At 74.0% G+C, this 16,770-nt stretch carries 13 protein-coding genes and 1 pseudogene; 6 read left to right on the forward strand and 8 right to left on the reverse strand.

Features of this window, described 5'->3' with window-relative positions:
• Positions 1-44: 44 nt before the first annotated feature.
• Both ACME2J_RS10385 and ACME2J_RS10390 read right to left on the reverse strand, forming a co-directional pair.
• The gene (locus tag ACME2J_RS10385; protein ID WP_495544838.1) at positions 45-932 is read right to left on the reverse strand and encodes an alpha/beta fold hydrolase; all 888 of its coding nucleotides are present in this window, start codon (positions 930-932) and stop codon (positions 45-47) included.
• An 11-nt stretch (positions 933-943) separates the two neighbouring features.
• Positions 944-1,363: a GNAT family N-acetyltransferase gene (locus tag ACME2J_RS10390; RefSeq protein WP_495544839.1), complete on the reverse strand. Its 420-nt coding sequence runs from the start codon at positions 1,361-1,363 to the stop codon at positions 944-946.
• Positions 1,364-1,383: 20 nt separating this feature from the next.
• Here ACME2J_RS10390 and ACME2J_RS10395 point away from each other — a divergent pair, with 20 nt between their 5' ends.
• Positions 1,384-2,832 (forward strand): DUF5715 family protein, encoded by a 1,449-nt coding sequence (locus ACME2J_RS10395; protein WP_495544840.1) that lies wholly within the window; start codon positions 1,384-1,386, stop codon positions 2,830-2,832.
• A gap of 78 nt (positions 2,833-2,910) precedes the next feature.
• A complete protein-coding gene (locus ACME2J_RS10400) occupies positions 2,911-4,428 on the forward strand; it encodes an acetyl-CoA acetyltransferase (RefSeq protein ID WP_495544841.1) in 1,518 nt (505 codons plus the stop codon).
• Between the two features lie 40 nt (positions 4,429-4,468).
• Here ACME2J_RS10400 and ACME2J_RS10405 read toward each other — a convergent pair whose 3' ends face one another.
• The 3 genes from ACME2J_RS10405 to ACME2J_RS10415 all read right to left on the reverse strand — a co-directional run bounded on the left by ACME2J_RS10405 (position 4,469) and on the right by ACME2J_RS10415 (position 10,819).
• On the reverse strand, positions 4,469-5,371 hold the full coding sequence (locus ACME2J_RS10405) for a hypothetical protein (RefSeq protein ID WP_495544842.1): 903 nt from the start codon (positions 5,369-5,371) through the stop codon (positions 4,469-4,471).
• Between the two features lie 278 nt (positions 5,372-5,649).
• Entirely contained in the window at positions 5,650-7,668 is a 2,019-nt protein-coding gene (tkt, locus tag ACME2J_RS10410) for a transketolase (RefSeq protein ID WP_495544843.1), read from the reverse strand.
• An 88-nt stretch (positions 7,669-7,756) separates the two neighbouring features.
• Complete coding sequence (locus tag ACME2J_RS10415; RefSeq protein ID WP_495544844.1) at positions 7,757-10,819, reverse strand: beta strand repeat-containing protein; 3,063 nt, start codon at positions 10,817-10,819, stop codon at positions 7,757-7,759.
• 115 nt (positions 10,820-10,934) lie between these two features.
• Between ACME2J_RS10415 and ACME2J_RS10420 the strand changes: the two genes are divergently transcribed.
• Genes ACME2J_RS10420 through ACME2J_RS10435 form a run of 4 tightly spaced genes read left to right on the forward strand, consistent with a single transcriptional unit; the run spans position 10,935 to position 13,141 of the window.
• Positions 10,935-11,462: an inorganic diphosphatase gene (locus ACME2J_RS10420; protein ID WP_495544845.1), complete on the forward strand. Its 528-nt coding sequence runs from the start codon at positions 10,935-10,937 to the stop codon at positions 11,460-11,462.
• Between the two features lie 16 nt (positions 11,463-11,478).
• Positions 11,479-11,907, forward strand: a complete 429-nt coding sequence (locus tag ACME2J_RS10425) for a fluoride efflux transporter FluC (RefSeq protein WP_495544846.1) — start codon at positions 11,479-11,481, stop codon at positions 11,905-11,907.
• Positions 11,904-12,245, forward strand: coding sequence for a CrcB family protein (locus ACME2J_RS10430; RefSeq protein WP_495544847.1), 342 nt, complete (start codon positions 11,904-11,906; stop codon positions 12,243-12,245). Before ACME2J_RS10425 ends, ACME2J_RS10430 begins: the two co-directional genes overlap by 4 nt.
• Positions 12,242-13,141, forward strand: coding sequence for a haloalkane dehalogenase (locus ACME2J_RS10435; RefSeq protein WP_495544848.1), 900 nt, complete (start codon positions 12,242-12,244; stop codon positions 13,139-13,141). The genes ACME2J_RS10430 and ACME2J_RS10435 overlap by 4 nt, the downstream gene beginning before the upstream one ends.
• A 15-nt stretch (positions 13,142-13,156) precedes the next feature.
• Here the strand turns inward: ACME2J_RS10435 and ACME2J_RS10440 are convergent, their stop codons facing one another.
• From ACME2J_RS10440 to ACME2J_RS10450, 3 genes and pseudogenes are all read right to left on the reverse strand, one after another.
• On the reverse strand, positions 13,157-14,938 hold the full coding sequence (locus ACME2J_RS10440; protein WP_495544849.1) for a potassium/proton antiporter: 1,782 nt from the start codon (positions 14,936-14,938) through the stop codon (positions 13,157-13,159).
• Positions 14,939-15,021: 83 nt separating this feature from the next.
• Complete coding sequence (locus tag ACME2J_RS10445) at positions 15,022-15,903, reverse strand: SDR family oxidoreductase (RefSeq protein ID WP_495544850.1); 882 nt, start codon at positions 15,901-15,903, stop codon at positions 15,022-15,024.
• An 82-nt stretch (positions 15,904-15,985) separates the two neighbouring features.
• Positions 15,986-16,770, reverse strand: a pseudogene (locus tag ACME2J_RS10450) (hypothetical protein); the annotation flags it as partial.

The following is a 16,770-nucleotide window of genomic DNA, read 5'->3' on the forward strand; positions in this document are numbered from 1 at the left end:
GGGATGCCTTGGAACCGCGGATGTGCGCGGTCGCACGGACGACCCTACGTCGTCGCGAAGAGCGCGCCCACCCGTTCGACGAGGAGATCCGGACGCTCGTCGGGGAGGAAGTGCCCGCAGCCCTCGACCCGCTCGAGGGTGTAGTCGTCGGCGTTCGCGGTCGCCGGGTCGGCGAGCGAGGGGTGGATCGCGACGTCGCCCGTGCCGAACAGCGCGCGGGTCGGGACCTGCGAGCGGCGGCCCTCGGGGCGCCGCGCGAGCGCCGGCAGCTCGCGCAGGAGGAACGTGCGGTACGTGTCGGTCGCCGCCCGGGCGCAGATGGGGTCGCGGAAGCGGTCGGCGTAGAGCGCGATGTCCTGCGGGCTCATCGCGCCGGGGGCGGACAGGGCCATGCGGAAGAGGAGGCGCAGGGCGGGGGTGCGCCGCTGGAGGGGCACGCCGAGCGTCGCGACGAGAGGCTGGTACTGCGCGAAGCGCCAGAGGTGCGGGAGGGTCTGGCGCGGACCGTTCCACACATGGGCGATGTTCACCGCGAGATAGGCGGTGAACCGCTCCGGGGCGCGCAGGCAGAGGAGGTGCCCGATCCAGCCGCCCCAGTCGTGGCCGACGAGACCGACGGGGCCGGAGAGGCCCAGCGCGTCCATGAGGGCGAGGAGGTCCGTCGCGACGTCCTCCTTCGCCCAGCGGTGCGGCGCCGGGCCCGACCACCCGTAGCCGGGGAGGTCGGGGGCGATGATCCGCAGGCCGGCGGGCGGGTCGGCGAGGAGCGGCCGCCAGACGAGGTGGTGCTGCGGCCAGCCGTGGAGGCAGAGGACGGGCACGCCGTCCTGCGGACCGGACTCCGTGACGTGGAAGCGCACGCCGCGGGCGTCGACCCATGAGCGGCGAGCGCCCTCGACCGGCGGGGGGACGGGGATGGAGGTTCCGGCCATGGCCGGTGATCCTACGCGCCCGAAGCTTCACCGGGCCGGCGCATGAGCCACTTGTAGACGTCGTCGAGCGGCCGGAACCCGAACTTCTCGTAGAGGCCGTGGGCGTCCTCGGTCGCGAGGACGATGCGGCGCACGACCTGCATGGAGGGGTGCGCGACGACGGCCGCGATGAGCTCCTTCGCCGCCCCGCGACCTCGCGCCTCGCGGACGACGAAGACGTCGCAGACCCACGCGAAGGTCGCGTGGTCGGTGACGACGCGGCAGAAGCCGACCTGGGCGCCGTCGTCGTCGTAGGCGCCGAAGCAGAGGGAGTTGTCGATCGCGCGGTCGACCATCTCCCGGCTCACGCCGCGCGACCAGTACGCCTCCTCGCTGAGGAACCGGTGGATGAGGTCGCGGTCGAGCCGCTCCGTCTGCGCGCTGATCTCCATCGTGTGGAACCGTAAAGGGAGTGGTCCCCGAGCCTCATCCGCCCGAGCGGCGCCTCTCCCGGCCCCGCCTCCTCCTCATCGCTCTCGCGGCGATCCTCATCATCGGCGCGCCCGTCGCCGCCGGCGTCCTCGCGTTCGGCGGCGACGAGCCGCTCACGCCGGGGAACCCCGACGAGGGCCGCGACCCCCTCGCCTTCTCGGCGGAGGCGGAGGAGAGCCTCGAGGCCCGCGCCACGCAGGGCCTCGCGCACGTCCTCTACGCGAAGAGCCCCGGCGGCGCCGTCGCGAGCGCCGAGCGCACCGCGCGCTGGCGCGACGAGATCGAGGCGGCTGCGGCGACCTCCGACGGGATCATCGACGCGGACACGCTCGAGGCGCTCGTCCTCCTCGAGAGCGCAGGGCGGCCGAACGCGCGGGCGTCGGACGACCTCGAGGGGGCGGCGGGGCTCACGCAGATCCTCGCGGGGACCGCGACGGACCTCCTCGAGATGGAGGTCGACGTCGAGGCGAGCGAGCGGCTGACGCGCGGGATCCTGCGCGGGCGCAAGGCGGAGGCCCGGCGGCGCGTCCGCCGGAGGGTCGACGAGCGCTTCGACCCGGAGAAGGCGCTCGCGGGGACGATCCGCTACCTGAAGTTCGCCAAGGAGCAGCTCGGCCGCGACGATCTCGCGCTCGCCAGCTACCACATGGGGGTCGGGAACGTGCAGCGCGCGCTCGAGCTCTTCGGCGACGATGAGGCGTCGTACGCGCAGCTGTACTTCGACACGACGCCCGCGCGGCACCCGGAGACCCACCGCTTCCTCGCGACGCTCGGCGACGACTCGGCGACGTACCTCTGGCGGGTCTACGCCGCGCGGGACCTCATGGCGCGCTGGCGCGCGGACCCCGAGGCCCTCGCACGCCACGCCGACCTGATGACCGCGAAGAACTCCGCGGAGGAGGTCCTCCACCCCGAGGGCTCGACGGAGATCTTCGAGGACCCCTTCGACCTCGGGCGCGCGCAGGCGTCGGGGACGCTCGTCCGGCTCGACCGCGAGCGGATGGCCGACAACGGGCTCGCGATCCACCCCGACATGGGCGAGCTCGCTCCGCGCCTGAAGCAGTCCAAGCGCCTCTACCGGGCGCTGCGGCCGGAGGCGCTCGCGGTCCTCGAGTACATCGGGACGGGCGTGCAGGAGCTGTCGGACGCCGAGGAGCCGCTCGTCGTCACGAGCACGGCGCGCGACCTCGAGTACCAGCGCGTCCTCGTGCGACGCAACCGCGAGGCGACGCGCAACTACTCGCTCCACACGACCGGCTACTCCTTCGACGTGCTGCGGGAGTACGAGTCGCGTGCGCAGGCGGCGGCGTTCCAGTTCTTCCTCGACCGGCTCACCGCGCTCAACCTCATCTCGTGGGTGCGGGAGCCCGCGGCGATCCACGTCACCGTCAGCGCGGACGCCGGGATCGTGCTCGCCGAGATGGAGTGACGCGGGACCGTCCCGGCCGCGACCGCCCCGCGAGGCGTCCGACGGGTGGTGAGCGCGGCGCACTACTCTGCCGCAGCGATGACCGAGCTCGACCCCCGTACGCCCGTCCTCGTCGGCGCCGCGCAGCGCTCGCAGCGGCCGCAGGACGGGCCGGTCCCCGCGCCGCACGTCCTCATGGCCGAGGTGGGCCGGGAGGCGGTCCGCGACGCGCAGGCGTCGATCGGCAGCGGCGTCCTCCTCGGGAAGGTCGAGATCGCCGCGTCGATCGACCTCTTCTCCTGGCCGGTGCCCGACCCGGCGGCGCTGATGGCGGCGGAGCTCGGAATCTCGCCGCGGGCGACCGTCCGCACGGCGCGGGGCGGGACCGGGCCGGTCGCGCTCCTCGGCGACCTCGCGGCGCGGATCGCCGCGGGGGAGGCCGACGCCGCGCTCATCTCGTTCGCCGAGGTGTTCTCCGCGTTCATGGCGGAGGTGAAGGGCGGCCCGGCGACCGGCTGGCCGACGCAGGACGAGGGCACCGCGCCGACGTGGAGCGTGGGGTCCGACCGCGAGCCGTCGAACGAGGCCGAGACCGCGGCGGGCCTCATGGCGCCGATCTTCTACTACCCGCTCTTCGAGCACGCGCTGCGCGCGGACGAGGGACGCACGCGGGAGGAGCAGCGCGCCCGCGCCGCGCGCCTGTGGGCGCGGTTCGCGGAGGTCGCGCGCGAGAACCCGCACGCGTGGACGCGCGACCCGCCGGTCGACCCGGAGGTCCTCGGCACGCCGTCGCCGGAGAACCGCCTCGTCTCCGACCCGTATCCGAAGCTCCTCAACGCGAACATCGCGGTCGATCAGGCGGCGGCGCTCCTGCTCATGAGCGCCGGGGCCGCCCGCTCGGCCGGGATCCCGGAGGAGCGCTGGGTCCCCGTCCACGCGACCGCGACGTCGACCGACCACTGGTTCGTGACCGAGCGCGACTCGCTCGCGCACTCGCCCGCGATCGCGGCGAACGGCCGGGCCGCGCTCGGCCACGCGGGCGTCACGATCGACGAGGTCGCGCACCTCGACGTCTACTCGTGCTTCCCGTCCGCGGTGCAGATCGCGGCCCGCGAGATGGGCGTCGACCTCGAGGACCCGGAGCGTGCGCCGACCGTGACCGGCGGGCTCACGTTCGCGGGCGGCCCGGCGAACGGCTACGTCCTCCACTCGCTCGCCACGCTCGTCGACCGGCTCCGGCGGGACCCCGCGGGCCTCGGCGTCGCGACCGGGGTCGGCTGGTACCTCACGAAGCACGGGATCGCCGTCCTCGGCGGCCCGCTGACGCGGCCGGCCCGGCCCTTCGCGAACCTCGACACCCAGCCCCAGGTCGACGCCCTCCCGCGCCGCGACGTCGTGGTCGGCGAAGAGATCGCGGCGCCGGTCGAGACGTACACCGCCCTCTACGACCGCGACGGCCGCGCGACGCTCGCGATCGCGACCGGGGTGACGGAGGACGGCCGTCGCGCCGTCGGCAAGAGCGAGGACCCCTCGACGGTCGTGGCGTTCGTCGACGGCGAGGACCCGATCGGCCGCGCCGTCCGCTTCGACGGCGCCGGCGGCATGACGCTCGCCTGACCCACCAACCTGACGAAACTCACGCTGCGCGTGAGTTTCGTCAGTGGGGATGGGGTTTCCGTGCGCCGTCGCGGATCGCGTCGGCACGCTCCTCGTCCCCGAGGAACCGCCATACGTCCTCGGCGAGCTCGACCTCGTGGTGGAGGAAGTCGTCCTCGGTGACGCGCATCGTGAGGTCCCCGGTGGCGACGAGGCGCCTGTCGCGGCGTCGATCCCGGCCGAACCGCTGCCGGCGCGCGTCGTGGGTCGCGAAGACGTCGAGCTCGACGATCCGCCGGCCGCGCGTCCCGTTCGCCGGGAAGAGGACGTCGATCTCCCGGATCTCACCCGCGCCCATGTCGATGTGCCGCCCGCGCTGGTAGCGCGGCAGCCCCCACTCGCGGGCGAAGCGAGCCCAGCGGCGCTCGAGCCAGCCGCGGGTCCGGCCCCGGCCGGGGTCGCGGGCGTCGAGGAGTCGCGTGAGGGCACGCGCCCCGGGGCGGCCCTTCACGGCCGCCCTGATCTGCTCGACCGCCCGCGGCGTGAGCATGCCGAGGTGCTCGGCCTCGCTCATCATGGCCTCGAGCACCGGCGGTGCCACCGTGCCGGCGCAGTCGGCGAGCGTCTGCACGACCGTGGTGACCGCGAACCCGCGGCGGTGGACGACGTCTCGGCGGGGGTCGAGCTCGGCGACGTGGAGGACGATGCCCCGCCGCGGACGCCGCTGCGTCGGGACGGTGATGTGGACGGCTCCGTCCCAGCGCCGGAGCAGACCCCAGAACGCCGCGGCGGAGGCGTGCGAGAGGACGGCGGCCCGCCCGAGCGCCTTCATCGCGAGAAAGAGGCGCGCGCGCTCGGTCGTGAACTCGTGTCCGAGGAGATAGACGGCGCGGTAGCGGCGGAACAGCCGACCGGCGAGGCACGCCCGCCAGACCTGCGGCGCCGTGAGGCCGGCGCCACGCATCTCGTCGAGGCCGATCGCGCCCTCGCACGAGGTGGCGATCGCCGCAGCACGCCGCCAGGCCCCGCGCGACTGACGTTCCTCACGCCCAGCGTGAGTTTCGTCAGGGTCGTGCGGATGAGGGCGACGGCGCGGCATGCCACGGAGCGTCCGCCAGGACGCTGCGACGGCTCAAGACGCGACTGCGGAGACCACGCGCAGAATCCGCGACGTCTCGGCAACACCCTCCGCCCGCCTGACGTTCCTCACGCTGGGCGTGAGTTTCGTCAGGGGGGGGCGGGCTACGACTGCTCGGCGATGAGCTCCTTCACCGCGTCGACGACCGCGGTCGGCGTGATGCCGAGACGCTCGAGGACCTCGGGGCCCGGCGCGCTCGCGCCGAAGCGGTCGATCCCGATCGGGACGTCCGCGAACCGATCCCAGCCGAAGGTCACGCCCGCCTCGATCGAGACCGTGGGCAGGTCGGGCGGCAGCACGTCGTCCTGGGCGGCGGCGTCGAGCTTCTCGAAGAGCTCCCAGCTCGGCATCGAGACGACGCGCGCGTGGACGCCCTCGCCGGCGAGCGTCGTCGCCGCCTCGAGCGCGACGTGGACCTCGGAGCCCGTCGCGATGATGACCGCGGACTCCTCGCCCTCCGGCTCGCGGAGCACGTAGGCGCCCGAGGCGAGACCGCGGGCCGCGTTGAGCTCCTCGCGGTCGAGGACAGGGAGACCCTGACGGGTGAGGACGAGGGCCGCGGGGCCCTCGACGTCCTCGAGGACGACCCGCCACGCCTCGGAGACCTCGCCGGCATCGGCGGGCCGGATGACCGTGAGGCCGGGGATCGCGCGCAGGGCGGCGACGTGCTCGACCGGCTGGTGGGTCGGCCCGTCCTCGCCGAGGCCGACCGAGTCGTGCGTGAACACCCAGGCGACGTCGAGCTGCTGGAGCGCGCTGAGGCGGATCGCGCCGCGCATGTAGTCGGAGAACTGCAGGAAGGTCGATCCGTAGGGCCGCACGACGCCGCCGTGCGCCGCCATGCCGTTGACGACGCCGCCCATGCCGTGCTCGCGGACGCCGAAGAAGACGTTGCGGCCCGCGTGCTCCCTGCAGTACGTCTCCGCGTCCCCGCCGGGCACCATCGTGCTCGTCGAGCTGGAGAGGTCCGCGGCCCCGCCGACGAACGTCGGGACGTGCTCTGCGAAGGCCTCCATCACCGCCTTGCCGGCGGCGCGGGTCGCGATCGAGTCCTTGCCGAAGTCCTCGGCGTCGCGCGGGAGGACGCTCGTCAGCGGGGCGACCGGGCGGCCCTTCCAGCCCGCGTCCCACGCCGCGGCGCGCGCCGCGTCCTCGCCCCGCCACGTCTCGTAGCGCTCGGTCCACGCCGCGTGCTCCTCGGCGCCGCGACGGCCGGCCGCGCCGAAGCACTCGTAGACGCCGTCGGGCACGTGGAAGACCGCGTCGGGATCCCAGCCCATCGCCTCCTTCGTCGCCCGCACCTCGTCGGCGCCGAGCGGCGCGCCGTGGGCCTTCGACGTGCCCTTGCGGTTCGGGGACGGGTAGCCGATGACCGACCGCACGCGGATGAGCGTCGGCCGCTCCTCCTCGGCCCGGCCGGCGGCGAGCGCCCCGCGGATCGCGTCGACGTCCTCGGCGTCCTCGACCGTGAGGACGTGCCAGCCGTAGGCCTCGAAGCGCTTCGTCACGTCCTCGCTCCAGCTCAGCGAGGTCGGACCGTCGAGCGAGATGTCGTTGTCGTCGTAGACGTAGACGATGCGGCCGAGGCCGAGGTGGCCGGCGAGCGACGCGGCCTCGGAGGCGATCCCCTCCTGGAGGTCGCCGTCCGAGCAGATCGCGTACGTGCGGTGGTCCTGCACCTCGGAGCCGAAGCGCTCGCGGAGGAAGCGCTCGGCCATCGCGAGACCGATGCCGTTCGCGAAGCCCTGGCCGAGCGGGCCGGTCGTCACCTCGATGCCCGGCGTGAGGGGCTGCCCGCCGTGGAAGTCGCGCTCGGGGTGGCCCGGCGTCTTCGACCCCCACTGCCGGAACGCCTTGAGATCGTCGAGCGAGAGGTCGTAGCCCGAGAGGTGCAGCGCGGCGTACTGCAGCATCGAGCCGTGACCGGCGCTGAGGACGAAGCGGTCGCGATCGACCCACGCGGGGTCCTTCGGGTCGTGCGACATCACCTCGGCGAAGAGGACGTAGGCGACGGGCGCCATCGCCATCGGCATCCCCGGGTGCCCCGAGTTCGCCGCCTCGACCGCGTCGATGGCGAGCGTCCGGACCGTGTCGATGGACGTCTTGATGATCTCGTCGGACATCGGCGGGAAAGCTACCGCTCCGCGCGCGATCTCCCCGCCCCGCCGAGAAGCCCCTGCGTAGGGGAAGATCCGGTTTCCGCGAGCGGTTCTACGGCAGGACCTGCTTCGAGGTCTGCTCGCCGCGCAGCGCCTCGGGAAGGTAGCCCGTGAACTGGATCGAGAGATGGCCTCCCGCCGCCGCCTGCGCGGGGAGCGTCTCCTCGATGCCCCACTCGCCCTTGGCGATCGTCGCGTTCCAGAAGAGGAACCCTGTGCTCCCGTCGGGTTCGTCGTACTGCATCCGCACGCGGACGACGCCCTTCGCCTGCGACGCGATCGTGCCGTCGACGACGAGCTTCCCGTTCTCGATCTTCACCGTGCCCCGCGTGAGCTTCGACTTGCCGCTCGCCGCGCGGAGCCGCACCTCGTCCGGCGCGACGACGTCGTTGCCCGCGTACGTCACCTCGACGATCCCGGTGTCGAGCTTCGCCTGCTTCGACGGCAGCTTCTCGAGGACCTTCACCTGACGGTCCTCGATCGGCACCGTGAACGTCGACGTCGTGCCGTTGGACTCGTACTCGAGCTCGAGCTCGGCGCCGGGCGTCTCCGCGCGGCCGGTGATCTCGATGAGCATGTCGAGCTTCCCGTCGACGATGCCGGCGCGCAGGACGCGCAGCTTCGCCGGGAACTTCGGCGTGACAGGCACGGCGGCCGCGATGGGCGCGACCGGGACGGCGGGCGGCGGGGCCGCGACCGGCGGGAGCGGGGCCGGCGGCGCGGGCGGAGCCGGGGGCGGCGCGAAGGTCCCGGCCTGCGCGGTGAGGCACTGGGAGAGCTCGGAGCCGTCGCCGGTCGTGAAGTTCGTCGCCGTCGCGGTGACGGCGTGGCCCGCGGTCGTGCCGGCGACGTTCGCGGTGAACGGCGTCGGACCCGAGCCCGCGATGACGTCGACGAACCCGAGGAGCTGCTCGGCCTCGCCGAACCCCGACGCGTCGCACGCCGCGCTCGAGAAGAGCTCGACGCGGATCGTGTGGCCCGGCGTCGTGTCGATCGTGCCGGCGATCTCGCTCTGCGAGCCGTCGGTCACCGCCGCGGTGAGCACGGGGAAGTTCTGCAGGCGGTTCGGGTTCGTGTCGTCGTCGACGTCCCCCGGGTCGTTCGCGTCGGGGCCCTCTCCGGCGACGCCGCCCTCGAGGTCGACCGCGACCTCGCCGTTGTCGAAGATGCGGTTGCCGAGGAAGCGCGCGCCGAGCAGCGTCCCGCTCCCGGGACCGGCGTCGATGCCCTCGAAGCCGTTGTGGGCGATGACGTTCCCCTCGCCCGTGCCGGTCCCGCCGATGAGCGCGTTCGTCGCGTTGGTGAGGAAGACGCCCTGCTGGCCGTTCCCGAGGTCGAGGGAGCCGGCCGCGTCGGTGCCGATCATGTTCCCCTGGACGACGGGGTTCTCGGTCGTCCCGCCTGAGATCGTGAGGCCCACCCGCGAGTTGCCCGCGATGACGTTGCCGGCACCGGCGGAGCCGCCGCCGATCGTGATGCCGATCGACTTGTCGACGCGGATCCCGCTGTCGTTCGGCCGCGGGGTGACGCCGTCGGGCGCGAGCCCGATGACGTTGCCCTGGATCGTCGCGTTCGCGCTGTTCTGCCCCGCCAGGATCCCCGCGCTCGTCGTCTGGCTCATGTCGTTGCCGCTGATGACGTTCCCCGCCCCGGCCGTCGTCCCGCCGATCTGCGCGCGGTCGGAGATGGATCCGAGCCGGATGCCGCGGTCGTTGGCCAGCGCCGTGTCGTCCGCGGCGAGCCCGATCTGGTTGCCCTGGATCGTCGTGCCGGTGCCGAGGTCGTAGACGCCGTTGCCGATGTCCGACGCGTTCGTGTTCCCGGCGATGAGGTTGCCCTCGCCCGCGCCCGCACCGCCGACGAGGGTGTTCGCACCCGTCGTCTCGACGCCGGTGTCGTTGGGGACCGCGGACGTCCCGGTCGCGTCCGTGCCGATGAGGTTGCCCTGCACGACGACGCCGTCGACCCCCGAGACGTACACGCCCTCGTCGGCGTTGCCCGAGATGACGTTCACCGCGCCGGCCGCCGATCCGCCGATGAGCGAGCCGCCGGCGTTCGAGAGGAGGTAGATGCCGCGGTCCTGGGGCGACGCGAGCGCCGCCGTCCCCGACGCGTCCGTCCCGATGCGGTTGCCCTGGATCGTCGCCGGCTCGGTGACGAAGACGCCGTAGGAGCCGTTGCCGCTGATCGTGTTGCCGGCGCGACTCGTCGTGCCGCCGACGACGACGCCGTCCCCGCGGGCGTACACCCCGGACGTCCCGTTCGGGACGGCGCCGGTCCCGGCGGCGTTCGTCCCGATGAGGTTGCCCTCGACGCGGCCCTCGGCGATGTAGACGCCGGCGCTGCCGTTGCCGGAGATGAGGTTGCCCTCGGCGTCGGCCGTCCCGCCGACCGTGACGTCGATGCCGTCGGCGACGTCGACGCCCCACGCCTGGGCCCCGAGGGAGGCGGTGCCGGACGTGTCGGTGCCGATGCGGTTCCCGATGACGCGGTGGCCGCTCCCGACCCCGCGGAAGGCGACGCCGGCGTTCGTGTTCGCGGAGATGACGTTCCCGGCGACGCCGGTCCCGCCGATCGTGACGCCGTCCACCCCGTCGAGCGTGTCCTGCACGTAGACGCCGGTGGCGTTCGCGTCCGCCGACCCCGACCCGTCGACGCCGATGAGGTTGCCGGTGATGAGCGTGTCGTCCGCGGCGGTGACGATCCCGTTCCCCGCGAAGCCGACGATCGACAGGCGGCAGATGCGCGTGCCGGTCGCATCGCGTCCGATGTCGAAGCCGGCGAAGGCCCCGCCTCCGCCGTCGATCTCCACGCCGAGGGCCGCGTCGGCGCACGCGTCGGCGGTCCCCGCGATCGTCACCTGCTCGGTGATCTGCGGCAGGGCGGTCGCGGGCGCGATCTCCATGCCGGCGTTGAAGTTGATCGTGTCGGCACCGAGAGCGCCGTTCGCGTCGTCGATCGCCTGCCGCAGCGATCCCGCCCCGCTGTCGGCATTGGTCGTCACCGTGAACGTCGCGGCACCCGCCGACGGCGCGAACGCGAGCAGGGCGGCCGTCGCGAGGCCGCCGATCCATCCGCGGGCGCGCGGCCCCGGACCTTCGATCCCCCGGAACACGGAGCGAACCTATCAGCGGGCCGCGGTCACGCCGGGTGATCGATCCCCCGTCGGAAGGGGGCCGCCGCGTGCCCCGACCCGCCGCCTGCGCGTCCTTCTCCCTACCCTTTCGGCAATGTCACCCGACCGACTGCACTGCCTCGTCGAGATTCCGAAGGGGAGCCGGAACAAGTACGAGTGGGACGAGGAGCTCGGGGCGATCAAGCTCGATCGCTTCCTCTTCTCGAGCGTCGTCTACCCCACCGACTACGGCTTCATCCCGGACACGATGGGCGAGGACGGCGACCCGCTCGACGCGATGGTGTGCGTCTCGGAGCCGACGTTCCCCGGCTGCGTCATCCCCGTCAAGGTCATCGCGCTCTTCCGCATGCGCGACGACAAGGGCGTCGACGACAAGGTCCTCTGCGTCCCGCTGGAGGATCCGAACTGGAACCACATGAACTCGCTCGACGACCTCCCCCAGCCGCTGCGGGACGAGATCGCGCACTTCTTCGCGATCTACAAGCAGCCCGAGGGCAAGCACGTCATGGTCGACGGGTGGCACTCGCGCGAGGCCGCGATCACGACGATCGAAGAGGCGAGCGAGCGCTGGAAGGAGCTGCAGCGCCCCGTCCGCAGCGTCGAGAAGGACGCGGCGGCCTGACCCGCGCGCGGCGGCGATGCGATCCGAGCATCGCGCCGCGCTCCTCGCCGTCGCCTGCGGCGGCGCGCTCGGCGGGCTCGCGAGGTGGGGCCTCGCCGAGGGCCTCGGCGCCGGCGCCGATGACGGCGCGTGGCCCTGGGGGACCCTCCTCGCCAACGTCGCCGGGGCGCTCCTCCTCGGGGCGGTCGCCGCGCGGCTCCTCCACGCGGACCCCGCGCACCCCCGGCGCCGGCTCGGCATCCGGGCGGGCGCGTTCCTCGGCCCGGGCCTCTGCGGCGCCCTGACGACGTTCTCGACGCTCCAGCTCGAGGTCGTGCGTCTCGTCCGCGACGGCGACGTCGTCATCGGCCTCTCCTACCTCGCGGTGACCCTCGCCGCCGGCCTCGTCGCCGCGCGGACCGGATTCGCCGCGGCGGGCGGCCGGACGCCCGCGGGGCCGGCGTGACCGCCGTCGCGATCGCCGTGCTCTCCGCCGCGGGCGCGCTCGCCCGCGTCCTCGCGACGCGTCGGCTCGGGGGCGGGGCCCGCGCGACGCTCGCCGTCAACGTCGCCGGCTCGGCGGTGCTCGGCCTCCTCGTCGGCGCGGGAGCCGGCGACGACGTCCTCCTCTACGGGGGCACCGCGGCGCTCGGCTCGTTCACGACCTTCTCGACCTGGATGGTCGAGGCCGACCGCATCGCGCGCCACCACGACCTCGCGCCGGCCGCCCGCCTCGTCGCGCTCGCCACCGCGACAGGAGCGGCGGCTCTCGCCGCAGGGTGGGCGATAGGGTCGCTCGCATGACCGAGATCGTCCGCACCCCCGACGAGCGCTTCGCCGGCATCCCCGACTTCGACGCCCCGCCGCACTACTTCGAGACCGGCGAGGGCCTGCGCATCGCCTACGTCGACGAAGGTCCTCGCGACGGGACGCCGGTCGTCTTCCTGCACGGCGAGCCGACCTGGTCGTTCCTCTGGCGGACGACCTACCCGCCCGTGGAGGAGGCGGGCTTCCGCTGCATCCTGCCCGACATGGCGGGCTTCGGCCGCTCCGACAAGCCGACCGACATCGCCTGGTACACCTACGACCGCCACGTCGCGGTCATGAGCGAGCTCATGACGCACCTCGACCTGCGCGACGCGACGATCGTCGTCCACGACTGGGGCGGGCCGGTCGGGCTCCGTCTCGCCGTCGAGATGCCGGAGCGCTTCTCGCGGATCGTCGTCCTCGACACCGGGCTCTTCACCGGCAAGCAGCGGATGAGCGAGGCGTGGGAGAACTTCCGCGCGTTCGTCGAGCGCACCGAGGACCTCCCGATCTCGATGCTCGTGAAGGGCGCCTGCGCCCAGCCGGTCGCCGACGAGGTCCTCGCCGCCTACGACGCCCCGTTCCCGGAGCCGGCGGCGAAGGCGGGGGCGCGCGCGTTCCCGCTCATGATCCCGCTCACGCCCGACGGCGAGGGCGCCGAGGCCGGCCAGCGCGTCCTCAACGCTCTCGGCGACCCGTCCGACACGCGCCCCCGGCTCCTCCTCTGGGCGGACGGCGACCCGATCCTCCCGCTGAAGAACGGCGAGCGCTTCGCGGAGATCATCCACGCCCCGCCCCCGGAGGTCATCGAGGGCGCCTCCCACTTCCTGCAGGAGGACCGCGGCCCGGTCGTCGGCGCCCGGATCGCGGAGTGGCTGCGCGAGGGCCGCTGAGGGGCCGCCCGGCCGTCAGCGGGCGACGGCGCCGATGACCTCCGCCCACCAGGCGCGGTCCGAGTCGGCGGTCGCCCGCGCGAGCCGGCGGCGGGCGTAGCCGGCGAGGAGGTCCCGGCGGCCGAGGGCGACCGTCTCCCCGGTGACGGCGAGGACGCCGTCGTCGAGCAGGACGAGGGCGCCGGGGCGGTCGCGCCGGAGGCGCAGCCGGTCGACGACCTCGCGGCCCGCGACCGTCTTCGGGTCGGAGGGGTCGCCGTCCGCGGCGTCCCACGGCCCGACCGTGAACGGCGACGCGTAGGCCCGCGGCGCCCGGCGCGGCCGCGGCTTCGGGCCGATCGGACCGGTCCGCCAGCGCTCGAGCAGATCGCGGATCTCGTTCGAGACCGTGGAGCGCACGAAGAGATGGACGCTGTCCCCCGCCTCGATCGTGTTCGCGCCGCGCGGCGGGATCGCCTCGTCGCCGCGGACGATGACGTTGACGAGCGCCTCGCGCGGGAGGCCGAGATCGCGGACCTTCACGCCGACGACCGCGTCGTCCGAGTGCACGACGTACTCGACGACCTCGGCCCCGAGCCGCCGGATCGTCCCCGCCTCCTGCAGGACGCGCGGGAGCGCCGGCTCGTTCGTCGTCACGCCGAGCCGCTTCGCCGCCGTCTCGAACGTCGCTCCCTGGAGGAGCGTCGAGGCGACGACCGCGAAGAAGACGATCGTGAAGAACTCCTCGCTGCGCGGGACGCCCTCGATGACCGGGAAGGTCGCGAGGACGACCGGCACCGCGCCGCGCAGGCCCGCCCAGCCGAGCGCGACGCGCTCGCGGCCGGAGAAGCCCTGGAACGACGTCGCGACGAACGCCGCGAGGGGCCGGGCGACGACGACGAGGACGAGGGCGATCGCGAGGCCCTCCAGCCACACGTCGCCGAGCCGCGAGGGGAAGACGAGCAGGCCGAGCGTGAAGAACATGCCGAGCTGCGCGACCCACGCGAGCCCCTCGTGGAACGCGGTGATCGTCTGCTTGGCCGGGATCGACGCCCCGCCGAGCGCGAGACCGGCGAGGTACGCCGCGAGGAAGCCGGAGCCGTGGAGGACGTCGGCGCCGCCGTAGGCGACCCCCGCCGCGGCGAGCGACGCCACCGGGAAGAGCCCCGCGCTCGCGAGCTGCGCACGGCGGAACGCCTCGACGGCGAGCCATCCGACGAGGAGTCCGGCGACCGCGCCGATCCCGAGCTCGACGACGAAGTCCGCGAGGAAGTCGATCGGCCCGTGGCCGGGGTCCCTGATGACCTCGACGAAGCCGAGCACGAGCAGGACGGCCACCGGGTCGTTGAATCCCGCCTCGCCTTCGAGCGACCGCGCGAGCCGGCGGCGCAGCGTCGACCCGCGCAGGAGGGCGAAGATCGCCGCGCCGTCCGTCGAGGAGAGGATCGCGCCGAGGAGGAGGCCCTCCTCCAGCGAGAGCCCGAGGAACCACGCGGCCGCGAGGCCCGTGACGAGCGCGGTCGTCGCCGTCCCGACGATCGCGAGCGAGATCGACGGCCCCAGGACGGGGCGGATCTCCGGCCACCCGGCGGCGAGCCCACCCTCGAAGAGGATGAGGGTGAGCGCGATGATGCCGACGGTCTTCGCCAGCTCGTAGTCGGAGAAGTCGACCTCCCCGACCCCGTCGGACCCGAGCATCATCCCCAGCGCGAGGAAGAGGACGAGGCCGGGGATGCGGAGCCGGCCCGCGAGGAGCGAGGCGAGGAGGCCGAGGGCGAGGAGGGCGCCGCCCGCGAGGAGGAGCTGACCGTCGCTCATCGTCGCGTCGTGGCCGCCGGCACCGGAACCACCCTAGTAGGCGGCCCCGGTGCCGACAACGAGCCGCGACGGGCGTGGCGGCGCTACTCGGTGAGCTGCTTCGCCTCGTCGCCGGGCTCGAGACCCGGCTCCGAGCGTGACGCGCGCAGCTCGTAGGCGCGACGCGTGTTCGCGTCCGCCTCGAGGAGGACGCGGTCGGCCTTGAGCGCGGAGGCGATCGCCTCGCGGCCACGGCGCGGGAGGACGCCCATCGCCGCGGTGATCGCGCCGACGGACTTCGGCACGAAGACGTCGAAGCGCGGGAACTTGAGCGCGTCGACGATCGCCTCGGCCACGTCGCCGGCCTCGATGTGCTTCACGCCGCGGGTCGGCTGGAGCCCGGTCGCGAGCTCGGTCTTCACGACCACCGGCATGACGCACGAGACCTCGATCGGAGTGTCCTTCAGCTCGGCGCGGACCGCCTCGCTCGCGCCGACGACGAAGTGCTTCGTCCCGCAGTAGGTCGCGCCGCCCGGGAAGCCGCCCTTGCCGGCGCTCGACGCGATGTTGACGAGGTGGCCGGTCCCGCGGTCGAGGAACCGCGGGAGGACCTCCTTCATGCCCCAGAGCACGCCGTTGACGTTGATGTCGATCTGGCGCTGGGTCGTCGCGTCGTCCTCCTCGAGGAAGCGACCGAGCTGCATGATCCCGGCGTTGTTGACGAGGACGTCGATCGGTCCGAGCTCCTCCTCCGTGCCGTCGAGGTAGGCCTTGAACGACGCGCGGTCGGTGACGTTGAGCGGGAAGGCGACGACGTTCGGGCCGAGCTCCTCCGCCGTCTGCTTCGCGAGGTCGTGGTCGAGATCGCCGATGGACACCTTCGCCCCCTCGCGGACGAGGTGACGTGCGGTCTCCTTGCCGATCCCGCGGGCGCCCCCAGTGATCGCGACGACCTTGCCGGCGAGGGAGCGGGGCTGCTTGGCCATGGGACGGACTCCTCCTGAGCGGGGAAAGATGACGGGGGCGTCACATTAGCGCCTGTGGGCCCGCCGCCCGCCGCCCGGATCGCTACCGGCGGTCGCCGCCCTTGCCGTTCCCGTCGCCGCCGCCCTTCTCGTGGCCACCCTTGCCGCCCTCGCCCTTGCCGCCGGGCGCGGCCTTCCCGGGCGCATCGCCCCGCGACTTGTCGCGCTTGCCGCCACCGCGGCGATCAGTGGCCTGCCCGCCGGGCGGGGTGGCGCGAGTGCTCGCGCGGGGCTTCGGCCCGCCGCGCTTCGGCGACGACGCGCTCTTCTTCGCGTGCCCGCCGCCGGACGACCCGCCGGCACCCCGGCCGCGCCCGGCGGGCGCGGGCCCGCCGCCGGCGGAGGCGGCGACCGCCACGGGGGCGCGCGGCGACTGAGCGCCGCCGCCGCCGCGACCCGTGCCGCCGCGACGCTCGCCGGACGCGCCGCGTGCGCGCCGTCCGGCCTTGCCGCCCTTGCGGCCACGGCTCTTCTCGCCGCTCTTGCGGCCCTTTCCGGAGCCCTTGCCGTTCCTGCGACCTTCGCCCTTGCCGCGAGCCTCGCCCGCCTCGCGGGCCTTCTCGCCGGCCTCGTCCTCGCCCCGTGCGCCCGCGCCGTCGCGACCGCGATCGCGACCGCGCGCCTCGACGTCCGGGGCGGCCTCGAACGACGCGAAGGCGAGCGTGAGCGACGGGGTGCCGGTGAGGGCCGCGGGAGCGAGCACGGGCTCGGTCCGGGCCGCGGCGACCGAGGGCCCGGTGCGGGCCTGCGCCCGGCCGGCACCCGCCGTCGGCGCGTAGGCGACCCCGGAGGGGCAGGCGGGCACGCAGGCCAGGCAGCCCAGACAGT

It is taken from the genome of Paraconexibacter sp., assembly GCF_059438195.1.